The 11,726-nt window shown below is 62.5% G+C and carries 11 protein-coding genes; 9 read left to right on the top strand and 2 right to left on the bottom strand.

Annotated elements, in window-relative coordinates; genetic code table 11:
* The first annotated feature begins 323 nt into the window (after positions 1 to 323).
* The 9 genes from KRR38_RS27775 (at position 324) to KRR38_RS27735 (ending at position 9,640) form a co-directional block, all read left to right on the top strand.
* Positions 324 to 2,123, top strand: a complete 1,800-nt coding sequence (locus KRR38_RS27775; RefSeq protein WP_217406632.1) for a PQQ-dependent dehydrogenase, methanol/ethanol family — start codon at positions 324 to 326, stop codon at positions 2,121 to 2,123.
* Position 2,124: 1 nt separating this feature from the next.
* Positions 2,125 to 2,700 (top strand): c-type cytochrome, encoded by a 576-nt coding sequence (locus tag KRR38_RS36525; protein ID WP_217406631.1) that lies wholly within the window; start codon positions 2,125 to 2,127, stop codon positions 2,698 to 2,700.
* Positions 2,697 to 3,707, top strand: a complete 1,011-nt coding sequence (gene coxB / locus KRR38_RS27765) for a cytochrome c oxidase subunit II (RefSeq protein ID WP_217406630.1) — start codon at positions 2,697 to 2,699, stop codon at positions 3,705 to 3,707. Before KRR38_RS36525 ends, coxB begins: the two co-directional genes overlap by 4 nt.
* Positions 3,704 to 5,647 (top strand): cytochrome c oxidase subunit I, encoded by a 1,944-nt coding sequence (gene ctaD / locus KRR38_RS27760; protein WP_217406629.1) that lies wholly within the window; start codon positions 3,704 to 3,706, stop codon positions 5,645 to 5,647. Before coxB ends, ctaD begins: the two co-directional genes overlap by 4 nt.
* The gene (locus KRR38_RS27755) at positions 5,640 to 6,242 is read left to right on the top strand and encodes a cytochrome c oxidase subunit 3 (protein WP_217406628.1); all 603 of its coding nucleotides are present in this window, start codon (positions 5,640 to 5,642) and stop codon (positions 6,240 to 6,242) included. Before ctaD ends, KRR38_RS27755 begins: the two co-directional genes overlap by 8 nt.
* Positions 6,239 to 6,673, top strand: a complete 435-nt coding sequence (locus KRR38_RS27750) for a hypothetical protein (protein WP_217406627.1) — start codon at positions 6,239 to 6,241, stop codon at positions 6,671 to 6,673. The genes KRR38_RS27755 and KRR38_RS27750 overlap by 4 nt, the downstream gene beginning before the upstream one ends.
* Positions 6,646 to 7,545, top strand: coding sequence for a cytochrome c oxidase assembly protein (locus KRR38_RS27745; protein ID WP_217406626.1), 900 nt, complete (start codon positions 6,646 to 6,648; stop codon positions 7,543 to 7,545). Before KRR38_RS27750 ends, KRR38_RS27745 begins: the two co-directional genes overlap by 28 nt.
* A gap of 317 nt (positions 7,546 to 7,862) precedes the next feature.
* The gene (locus KRR38_RS27740) at positions 7,863 to 8,465 is read left to right on the top strand and encodes a DUF305 domain-containing protein (RefSeq protein ID WP_217406625.1); all 603 of its coding nucleotides are present in this window, start codon (positions 7,863 to 7,865) and stop codon (positions 8,463 to 8,465) included.
* A gap of 191 nt (positions 8,466 to 8,656) precedes the next feature.
* Positions 8,657 to 9,640, top strand: coding sequence for a YihY/virulence factor BrkB family protein (locus KRR38_RS27735; protein WP_256449526.1), 984 nt, complete (start codon positions 8,657 to 8,659; stop codon positions 9,638 to 9,640).
* A 19-nt stretch (positions 9,641 to 9,659) separates the two neighbouring features.
* Here KRR38_RS27735 and KRR38_RS27730 read toward each other — a convergent pair whose 3' ends face one another.
* Positions 9,660 to 10,973, bottom strand: a complete 1,314-nt coding sequence (locus tag KRR38_RS27730) for an SLC13 family permease (RefSeq protein ID WP_217406624.1) — start codon at positions 10,971 to 10,973, stop codon at positions 9,660 to 9,662.
* 110 nt (positions 10,974 to 11,083) lie between these two features.
* Positions 11,084 to 11,443, bottom strand: coding sequence for a hypothetical protein (locus KRR38_RS27725; RefSeq protein WP_217406623.1), 360 nt, complete (start codon positions 11,441 to 11,443; stop codon positions 11,084 to 11,086).
* Between the last annotated feature and the right edge of the window lie 283 nt (positions 11,444 to 11,726).

Below are 11,726 nucleotides of genomic sequence, written 5' to 3'. Positions count from 1 at the left end.
TGGGAGGGCGGAAATAGGTCCCTCTGCCTCGGCTTAGTGGGCTGACGGCGCGACGCGCGCGCCAACACTTGCCGCGGCAACGCCCGTTTCAAGGGTCCATGGCTCAGTGCCTAATTCGCTGCCGCGACGCCTATCCCCGCGCGGCCCTCCGCCCTTCCCGCCGCGGCGAGACAAATCCGATGATCGTCCGGCGGAACCATCTGGTCTGCTGGCCCTTAATCCAATCGGGGTCATTGCCAGTTCGAGAGGACGCCGTGGGAATCGGTTCGAACTTTCTTGCGAAAGACCATGTAAGTCGAGGCTTTGGCCTGATCGCAGCCTGCATGCTCACGCTGACGGGCTGCTCCGATCAAAGGAGGGCTGCTAATCCCTCGCTCGCGACCTCGGGGCGCGCGGCCGGACGCGGCACGTTCAACCCTGCCCCCAACGCTGCTTCCGCCGATTGGACCAGCCAGGCACGGGACTATGCGAACAGCCGTTACAGCGGCCTGAACCAGATCAACACGACCAACGTGTCACGGCTGAGGACTGCCTGGACGTTCTCGGATGGCGCCCAATACGGGCACGAAGGTGCGCCCCTGGTTGTCGGCGGAACGATGTATATCGTCTCGCCCTTCCCCAACCGCGCTTATGCGCTCGACCTCGCCAGGCCGGGCGCCCCGATCAAATGGGAATTCGATCCGAACCCCGCGCCGATGGCGATCGGCAAGGCCTGCTGCGACGCGGTGCTGCGCGGTTGGGCGATCGGCGACGGCAAGCTCATTTACAACCTGCTCGATGCGCACACCGTCGCGGTCGATCTCAAGTCCGGCAAGGAAGTCTGGCGTACGACGATGGCCGACGTGTCAAAGGGCGTCACCATGACGATGTCGGCATTCGTGGTCGGCGACAAGGTTTATGTCGGCAATTCGGGCGGCGAGATGGGCGTTTCGGGCTGGATCGCCGCGCTCGACATTCACACTGGCAAGCAATTGTGGCGGGCTTACTCGACGGGGTCGGACGAGGACGCCTTGATCGGCCCGCGCTTCAAACCGCTTTATCCGCAATATCGGGGCAAAGACCTCGGCCTGCGGACATGGCCGGCTGGTGCCGCGCCGAAGGGGACCGGGGCGGTGTGGGGCTTCATCAGCTACGATCCGGATCTCAACCTCATATATTACGGCACCTCCAACCCGGGCCCCCGCGTCCCTTCTCAGCGGCCGGGAGACAATCTCTGGACCAGTTCCGTGTTCGCCAGAGATGCTGATACCGGCGAAGCAGTCTGGGCCTATCAGTTCACGCCCCACGACCAATGGGATTATGACGGCGTCAATGAGATGATGCTGCTCGACCTCCCGATTGCGGGAAAAATGCGCAAGACGATCGTCCATTTCGACCGCAACACATATGCCTATGTGCTCGACCGGAAATCCGGGGAGGTACTCAAGGCCGACAATTTCGCGCCGCAGAACTGGTCGACCGGGTTCGACTGGAAAACGATGCGCCCCAGGATAAATCCGGAGAAGGAGGCGAAGGTCGGAGGCAAGGTCGAGCATATCTGCCCACCCGACATTGGCCAGAAAGATTGGGAGCCCCCCTCGTTCAGTCCCCGCACCGGCCTGATTTATGTCGGCATCTTCAACATATGCATGGATCTGACCGATCATAAGGTCAGTTATATCGCCGGCACCCCCTACGACGGGATGGAGATGACCCGCCACTCGGTCGACGGCGAGGACGGCGATTGGGGCGCGCTGCTGGCCTGGGATCCGGTCGCGGGCAAGGCAGCCTGGCGCATCCCTGAAAAGTTCATGGTGATGTCGGGCACGATCGTCACTGCCGGTGACGTTGTTTTCTACGGTACCACCGATGGCTGGTTCAAGGCGCTCGACGCACGAAGCGGCAAGCTCCTGTGGCAGCAGAAACTGTCGTCGGGCGTGATCGGCCAGCCGATCACCTATCTCGGCCCCGACGGGCGGCAATATGTCGCGGTGGCGAGCGGCGTCGGCGGGGCGGCAATGGTGCAAAAAGGTCGGCCCGGATTCCCCGCGCGCGGATCGACGCTCTACGTATTTTCCCTCGACGGCGAAGGGGTTTCCGCCGCACCTGGCACGGCCCCGTCTTCGATGGCAGGGAGCAAGTGACGTGAAGACACCCGGCGTCGTCGCGATCGCGCTAGCCACCGGGGCGATTGGTGCGAGCATTTCGGGCTGGGTCGGTTGGCACGGGCGATCCGCACCGCGCGCCGGGGTCGTGGCCACCAATACGGGATATGAAGGCCCCGCTTCGATTGCGTTGGGCGACATCGCCGGCGGCGCGGTCCCGACAGGCGCGATCGACCTGGCCAATCCATTCGGCAACGATCCCGCTGCGGTTGCCGACGGCAAACGCCTTTTTACCGCGATGAACTGCGCCGGGTGTCATGGATATACCGGTGCGGGCGGGATGGGACCGCCGCTCAACGATCACTACTGGCGCTATGGCGGCGCACCCGCGCAGATCTACAAATCCATCTACGAGGGGCGCCCGAAGGGAATGCCGGCTTGGGGGCACGCGCTGCCTGCCGATCAGTTGTGGAAACTTACCGCGTTCGTCAGTTCGCTTGGCGGCGGCGTGCCGCCTCAAAACGCCGTCGCCGCCCTGCGCGGCGACCAGATACCCGGCCAAAAGGATTGGCTTACCAAGCCTGGCGAAGCCGCACGAGCGGCGGACGAAAAATGAACCGCAAGCGCGGCCTAGGCGCGGCATTTGCGTTGGCGTTTTTGTCCTTGTCGGGATGCGACGGCACGCCGCTCAGCTACATGGCAGGCAGTGGCAGCGCGAGCGCCGACACCTTGCAGTGGATCGCCTGGGGATTTTCCGGAATAGCCATTCTGGTGACCTTGATCATCGCCGCGATGATCGGCCTCGCAATCCGGGCATCGCTGCGCAATGCCCGCAAGTCGCCGGACGATACGGTGTCTCGAGTCGATGACGGCCTAGGCTTCATCTATTGGGGCGTCGGAATCTCCATGCCGGTGCTCATAACAATGGCCGTATGGAACTTTGTCGCGACGCGGGCGATCGCCGAACCCGGTGCATCGCCCCGGATGACTGTCGAGATCACCGGGCATCGTTGGTGGTGGGAGATTCGGTACCGCGACGCCGATCATCCCGACCAAGTCGTCACAACCGCCAACCGGCTCGTCATCCCGACCGGCGTCCCCATCCGGATAGAGCTCGCGAGCGCCGACGTGATCCACGATTTCTGGGTGCCAAAATTGGGGCCCAAGATGGACATGATCCCTGGCAAGACCAATGTCACATGGCTCGAAGCGCGCGATGCAGGCACCTATCGCGGCCAGTGCGCGGAATATTGCGGGGTCGAGCATGCACGCATGGCACTGCAGGTTACCGCGCTGGCCCCTGTAGAATATTCGCGCTGGTTTACCGCCGAGCGCGCGCCGGCCGCGCCGCCCGACACGCGCGGGCGAACGGTTTTCCTCGATCATTGCGCGGCCTGCCATTCAGTCCGCGGCACGGCGGCAGCGGGAATCTACGGTCCCGACCTCACCCACTTCGCGAACCGGCCCACCATTGCCGCTGGTTTGTTGCCAAACACGGCTGCGATGCGTGATCGCTGGATCTCCGACACCCAGGGGGTCAAACCGGGCGCCCTGATGCCGCAGGTAGCCCTGAGCGACGCCGATCGCGCCGCGGTCGTCCGCTATCTCGGGGCTCTGCGATGAGCCCGGTCGATCCCAATCCGCCGATCTCGCCCAACCCGCCCGAGATCGCCGCGACGCTCGAAGCGGCATGGGGCGAAGCACCGGGCCTCAAAGGCTGGTTCGGCAGCGTCGACCACAAGGTGATCGGCATCCGCTATCTGTTCACGGCATTCGCCTTCCTCGTCGTTGGCGGGCTCGAGGCGCTGGTCATGCGCATCCAGCTGGCGAGGCCCGATGCAGCGGTGCTGAACCCGGAGCAGTACGATCAACTATTCTCGATGCACGGCGTGACGATGATCTTCCTCTACGCGCTGCCGGTACTATCGGGATTTTCGAATTATCTCTGGCCACTGATGCTCGGCAGCCGCGACATGGCCTTCCCGCGGATGAATGCGCTAAGCTTCTGGCTCTTCCTCGCGGCGGGGATCTTTCTCTATCTCAGCTTCCCGTTCGGTGCCGCGCCGGATGGCGGTTGGTTCAATTATGTCCCTAACAGCTCGTCCGAATTCTCGCCCGGGCCGAACATCGATGTCTATTGCCTCGGGCTGATTTTCCTGGGCATCTCGACGACGGTCGGCTCGGCCAATTTTATCGTCACGCTGCTGCGGATGCGCGCCCCGGGCATGTCGATCAACCGGCTGCCGATCATCGTCTGGGGGACGATGACTGCCAGTGTCGCCAACCTGTTCGCCGTACCGGCAGTCAGTCTCGCCTGCCTGTTCCTGTGGTTCGATCGCAATCTGGGCACCCATTTTTTCGAAGTCAGCGGCGGCGGCCAGCCGTTGTTGTGGCAGCACCTCTTCTGGATCTTCGGCCACCCCTGGGTCTATGCGATCGTGCTGCCCGCGATGGGCATGGTATCCGACGCGCTGCCCGTCCATTGTCGCCGCCCCTTGGTCGGCTACACGCTCGTCGCTATGGCGACCGTCGCGACGATGGTCGTCGGGTTCGGTGTCTGGCTGCATCATATGTTCGCCACCGGTGTACCGACGCTGGCGCTCAGTTTCTTCTCGGCGGCAAGCTTCGTCATCGCTATCCCATCGGCGATCTCGGTTTTCGCATGGATCGCGACGATCTGGACCGGACGAGCCCGGATTACCGTGCCGTTCCTGTTCTTCACCAGCGTCATCCTGCTGTTCGTGATCGGCGGGGTCTCGGGCGTGATGACCGCCAGCCTCGCGCTCGACTGGCAGCTGACCGACACCTATTTCATCGTCGCGCACCTTCATTACGTGCTGATCGGGATCAATCTGTTCGCGGTGACCGGCGCGATCTATCACTGGTTCCCCAAGATGAGCGGGCGGATGATGGACGAACGGCTGGGCCGATGGGTGTTCGGGCTAATGTTCGCCGGATTCAACCTGGCGTTCCTGCCGATGCATTGGCTCGGACTCGCCGGAATGCCCCGGCGCGTCTATACTTACGGGAGCGATATGGGCTTTTCCTCGACCAATTTGGTCGTGTCGATCGGCGCCTTCCTCTTCGCATTCGGCATCCTGCTGTTCTTCATCAACATCTGGCTGGGAAGGCGCAGCGGACGTGTCGCGGGTCCAAATCCATGGGATGGACCAACGCTGGAATGGGCGATTTCGTCACCACCGCCGGTCTACAATTTTGCGGTGATCCCGGTTATCGCCTCGCGGCATCCGCTTTGGGAGGAAAGGCTCGGCGATACCGGCGAGAAAAGCCTCTTTGCCGAAGGTTTCCTGCTCGATCGCGGCAAAGAGACGCTCGCGGTTACGCCGCTCGACGGCGAGCCCGACGTGATCCTCAAGATGCCGGGCGACAGCTGGCTACCCTTCGCACTGTCGGTAGCGCTGATGCCGCTGTTCGGTGGATTGCTCCTGCATTCCGTAGCGCTCGGCGCGTTCGGCGGGATCGCGACTCTGATCATCCTGATCCGGTGGTACGCTCCCGGCGGCGATACCGCACAAGACGAGGCGGTACGCGTTTATGGCTGACGCCAAGACCCTCGACGAGCGCCTGCCGGTCCACGGCATGGGCCAGATCGGCACACCCTGGTGGGGGATGCTGTGCCTGTTCGCGACGGAGGGCATACTCTTCGCCTATCTGATCTTTTCCTACGCCTATCTGGGAAGCCAGGGCTTTCAAGCTTGGCCTCCAACCGGGGGGCCTCCTAGTCTGTCTCTGGCAATTCCCGCCACCGTCCTGCTGGTGGGATCGAGCTTCGTCCTCGAATTCGCCAAGCGCCGCGCGCGCACGGGCGACATTGCCCTGGCAAGGGTTGCGCTCGTTATCGGGATTCTGATGGGGGCGGGCTTCATCGCGCTCGGGCTGAAAGAATGGTCGGACAGGCCATTTTCTCTTTCGACCGACAGCTACAGCTCGATCTATTTCGTGCTGACCGGCACCCATCTCGCGCACGTAGCCTTAGGGTTGATAGCCCTTACGGTCCTGCTGGTCTGGAGCATGACGGGCCGGATCGCGCCAGGGCACGAGCAGCACCGTAGCTTGATAACGCTGTACTGGCATTTCGTCGATGTCGTGTGGCTATTTGTGTTCGCAACGGTCTATCTGGCGCCGAGGCTGGCATGAGCGACTTGCATCCGCTGGCACGCGCAGTCAGTCACCCTTCGCCCGGCAAGCGCGACGTGGCGCTTTGGCGCATCGTCGGCGGGGTCACGCTCGCGCCTGCGGCGTTCTCGCTGCAGGTCGTCGCCAGCTACGTCGTCGCCGCGAACGGCTGCGGCGCTGGGAGGCCGCCGAACTTTTGGCTGGTCGCGATCAACCTTGCCGCGCTGACCGCAACCATCGTCGGTATGGGGATCGCCATCGCGAATTATCGCGAAACCCGCGGCGAGAAGCGTGGTGACCAGAAATGCGTCCAGGAAATTGGCGAAGGACGCACCCGCTTCCTCGCTTATTGCGGCCTTTGCGCCAGCGCGATATTCGGACTCGCAGTTGTCGTCCAACTCACCGCCATTTTCACGCTGTCGGCATGCCTCGGCTTCGCTTCATTCAACTGATCTTCGCGCTCGCGCTTCTGGTGCCCGGCGCAGCGAGGGCACACGGCGGCGAGGCGCACGGCGCCGCGCTGGGCGACTGGACATTCGAGCCGCTCGCCCTCGCGCTTTTGACTGCCTCGGCGCTGATATACGCTACCGGGCAGGCGCGCATGACTCCCGCCCAGCGGCGCTCGATTGCCCCCTTGCCGCGCATTCTTTGCTATTCGTGCTCTGTCGCGGTGCTGATTGCCGCACTGTTCTCGCCGATCGACGATTTTGCCGACAGCAGCTTTGCCTGGCACATGCTCCAGCATCTCCTGTTGATGCTCGTCGCCGCGCCGTTGATGGCAATGTCCAACATGCATCTGGTGGCCCTGTTCGCGCTGCCGATGATACCGCGGCGCTGGATCGGGCGGCGCATCAACCGGGCGCCAGGCGTCAAGGCGGGCGCATCGGACCGGCTGGCCCCGGTCGTAGCGGCGACGCTCTTCGCACTGGGTCTGTGGATCTGGCACGCGCCTCATCTCTATGAAAATGCGCTGGCCAACGAGCAACTCCACACGCTCGAGCACCTCACCTTCCTCATGACCGCGGCAGTGTTCTGGCGGATGATCTCGACCAGCGGCAACCGGCGGCTCGATGCGGGGACCGCCATCCTGCTCGTCACTTTGGTCGGGCTGCAAGGCAATCTGCTCGCCGCACTCATTACGCTCGCACCAAATCCGCTCTATGTCAGCTACGCGTCGCAGCCGCTCGCTGACCAGCAAATCGCCGGACTTCTGATGTGGGTTCCGGCGGGGCTAGTCTATCTTGGCTCAACACTGGTTGCGATCGCCAGGCTCCTAAAGCATGTGCCGCCGGCGCACGATACCAGCATCCACCGGCAACCATAGGCAGTCGGGAGCGCGAAATCCGGCTTGGGCGGAAGGAGAGACTAGGTGCGATGGCTGTGTGCGGACACTGGCATTCCAACCCGCAACTGCCTCAATCCGCAAGAAGTCCACTAGGTGTCAACCGAACCGAGGATTTGCGGCGAAGGGACTATCTTCCTGGGATAAGAACACGGCAACGACTGTGCCGCTGGGTGACTTTGAAGCGCGACGGTCCGATTTCGCGAAATTGGTCGCGAGCGCGCGCAACGGGGTCGGAACCCAGGGGGCAAGCGGCGCATTAGACTAGGGGACCGGCCGCGCAAGGAGAGGAAATGCTCATGGAATCCCGAGACCACCGCAAGCAGGCATCGCCGCGGAGCGGCATGAGCTACGGCAGGTTCGCGGCGATGATCATGACCTCGACCATCGTCATGTTCGGGCTGATGTATCTCAACACTTACGCGTTGAGCCACGTCGAATATAGCCAGACCCGGTCCTGGATGGCCGTAGTGATGGGCGCTGCAATGGCGATCATCATGCTCGGCTTCATGTGGGAAATGTATGGAGAACGGCGGGTCAAAATCGCGATCATCGGTGGCAGCATTTTGATTTTCGGCATCGCGCTTTGGCTTGTGCGAAGTCAGGAGACCGTCGACGACGTCTCCTACATGAAGGCGATGATCCCCCATCATTCGATCGCGATCATGACCAGCGAGCGCGCGCATATCAAGGATCCCGAGGTCCGTAAGCTCGCCGATGGGATCATAGACGCCCAGGTTCGGGAGATCGCGCAAATGAAGCAGATGATTGCTCGTCTCGAAGCCAATCCCGTAGCCGGAGGAGCGCCAGACATTCCGTCTTACCGTGATCGCGGAACCGCGCCGCCTCTACCCCAGACCGATCAAAGCGCAGGCATCGATACCCATCAGCCGATTTCCTGACGCCGATCGCCTTTTGGTCGGCAGCGGTCTTCGTTGCGGTGCTGCCCGCCCATTGCCAGGGCAGTAGCCACCAGTCTCGGGCCCGTTCGCTTCTCGATTTGAACGAATTCAGGAGGCCGTACGGGCATCTGCTGCGAGGCACCGAGCGAACCCGATAGTTCTACGCGCGTTACGCTTGAAGGAGGCGAGGTTTGGACAAGGATCGGGAACCGACGGAATATGGAGCGTGGGCGCGCTCCCCAGCTCAACTGTCGGGCCCAGCGTGGCAGGCTGTCCTGAAACGCGTCTGGCGAAATATCGGCCGGCACAACATCGGTCTTATGTCGGCCGGAGTGGCGTTTTACGTATTCCTGTCGTTCGTGCCTCTGCTTGGCGCGCTCGTCATGACCTACGGGCTCCTAGCGGATCCAGCGATCGTCGCCGAACACATGAAAGTAATCATTGCGCTTGTGCCGACCGATGCCGCGATGCTCATCCACGAACAGCTCTCGAACTTGACCAGCGCAGCCGCCGACAAAAAGGGGCTCGGCCTTCTCGTCGCCCTTACCGTCTCGATCTATGGGGCGACCCGAGCATCGTCAGCGCTCATCTCCGCGCTCAACGTGATCTACGACCAGGAAGACCGCCGGAGCATTCTTCGTGGCACAGTTACGGCTGGTCTGCTGATCGTCGGCGCGATCGTGATCGGCGTTGTCGGCATCGCCGCGGCAACGATGATTGGCTATGCCAGCGCCCTCATCGGGGACATCGGCCCGATCGGCGCAGCCTTTACCGGCGTGCTGACATGGTGCGCCGCCGGCGGCCTATGCTGCATGACAATCGCTGCCATGTACCGCTTCGCGCCTGACCGGGCCGATGCGCGATGGCAATGGCTGACCGCGGGGTCTGTCGCTGCGACCCTTTTGTGGCTCGCTGCAACGCTGGCATTCGGCTTTTACGCTGCCCGGTTTGGCGACTACGATGCGACCTACGGGTCGCTTGGCGCTGTCGTAGTGCTGTTGATGTGGCTCTATGTCTCGGCCTATGCGATCCTGGTCGGGGCAGTGATCAATGCCGAGACGGAACGGCAGACCGCGCAAGACACGACCACCGGGCCGGAACGTCCGATGGGCAAAAGGGGAGCGGTGGTTGCCGATCAAAGCGCGGCACTGATGCATGAATTCAATCGCGAATAATCGCCGCGGAATTCCTGATCTAAAACGGAAAATAGAACTGAATGGCGGCGACCCCGACCAACCAGGTTATCAGATTGAGCGGAATGCCGATCCGGACGAAATCCATATAGCTATAGCCGCCCATCTGATAGACGAGCACATTGGTCTGATAGCCAAATGGCGTCGCGAAAGCCGCGCTTCCAGCGACCATCACCGCGACCAGGAATGGCCTCGGGCTGACCTGAAGCGCTTCGGCCAAAGAGACGGCAATGGGGGTGAAGAGCACGGCGACGGTGGCATTGGATAGAATTTCCGTGGCGAAGAGGGTCACCCCGTAGACAATGATGAGTGCCATCAAGGGGCTGAGGCCATCGACCGACCAAATCAGCAGCGAGGTCAGCGAGCCCGCTAGCCCGGTCACGTCGAGCGCAACGCCCAACACCACCATTCCTGCGATGAGCATGAGCACCTCGGGGCGTAACCCCGAATAGGCTTCCTCGGCTGTGATCACCCGGAGCAGGATCAACAGGACTGCGCCGGCAAATGCGCAGGCAGCAATGGGCGCGACATTGAGCGCCGCAAGCGTAACCGTGCCCACAAATACGGCCGCAGACGCAATCGCGGCTGCTGGCCGAAGCGCAGAATACTCTGCGAACGACAGGGCGGAGCCGATCTGACCGCCAGCCAGGCCTGGCTCGATCACCTTTCCTTCGGGAAACAGAGGCGTTTCGGGAGCGACATCCTCGCTGCGGATCAACCGCTGGCTGAACAGCATCAGATAGAGCCCTCCGGCCAGGGCAACGGTCACCCCCACGGGGGTGATCTCGAAAATGCCGAAGCGCGGCTGGCCGGCAACTGACGCCATGTCGTTGACCAGCAGGTTGGTAGAGGTGCCGATCAGTGTGCAGCACCCGCCCAGCACGGCCGCATAGGAAAGCGGTATCAGGAACGGTTTTGGCGAGAGGCCCAGCGACCGGGCCACATCGCGCACGACCGGCGCACCCAGCACGACAATCGGCGTGTTGTTGAGAAAGGCGGAAGCCGCGCCCGACAGGCCGATCATAAGCCACAACCCCGCCTTGCCGATGCGTTGGCACAAGCGCGTCAAATGGCGGATGGCCGCATCGAGCAAGCCTGAGAGCTCCATTGCATATGCAATGACGAACAGCGAAGCCAAGGCAATGATCGCGGGGCTGGCGAATGCAGCCTGGACCTCTACGGGCCGGACGACGCCCGTCATCAGCAGAACGGCGGCGCCGGTCAGAGCGACGACATCTGAACGCAGCTTGTCCCAGATCAGCGCGGTGATCACGGCCGCGAGTACGGCAAGCGTTATCATCTGGCTGACGTTCATTTCAGCCTTATGATCAGAATGTTGGCGATCTCCAAGGCGATAACCTCGAACGCATCTAACGGTTCTGCTTTTCCTTGTGTTATGGAGCCGGGATGCGAAACCGCCGTCTCCTAGCCGCCTTCGCGGCAATCGTCGCGTTGTGGGGATGCCAGCAGCAACCGGAACGGCAAGCAGCTGCCCCCCGCGCAGAAACCGAGAGTGCTCCAGTCGTACCGACTCTTGTCGTTGCCGACCTGCCGCTCGATCGTCAGGCCCTGCTGCTGGCGGTGGCCCAGGCAGCGAGCGCTTATGCTTTGGCTCAGAGCGATACGGAAAATCAAAATGAACTCGCGGGCAAGCGATTTGAGCTTCGGCTGCGTTTCGGATGCGGCGCGCCGGGAGGGAGTGACGGGGATGAGGCGCGGAGCTGGACGTTCGACAAGAAACGACGCCTGCTGTCGCTTCGTGTGGAGCCTGGCATTTCCGACCATTCAACGTCCGCGGGATCGCTGGGCGTCGCTGGATACGAAGCAGTAGAGGGGTTCTGGATTCGCCGTCCGTGGTTGCTGACTGCCGCTTGTCCTGCGGCCAGCCCCGAGCCGGCGATGACTGCCAGTCCCGGGCCCAGTCCGCAGTCTCGGGTCAGTCCGCCGTCTCGGGTCAGTCCTTCCGCCGCCGTTAATTCGCAGGACGTCATACCCACGCCGGCACCGGTTCAAAAAATTGGAATCGCACAATTTTTTACAGAAGCGGATGCGCGGACGCATCGACGCA

It is taken from the genome of Novosphingobium sp. G106, from assembly GCF_019075875.1.
Classification (GTDB): domain Bacteria; phylum Pseudomonadota; class Alphaproteobacteria; order Sphingomonadales; family Sphingomonadaceae; genus Novosphingobium.
The sequence above is the reverse complement of the archived record's forward strand: the minus strand, read 5'-3'. Positions and strand labels throughout refer to the sequence as shown.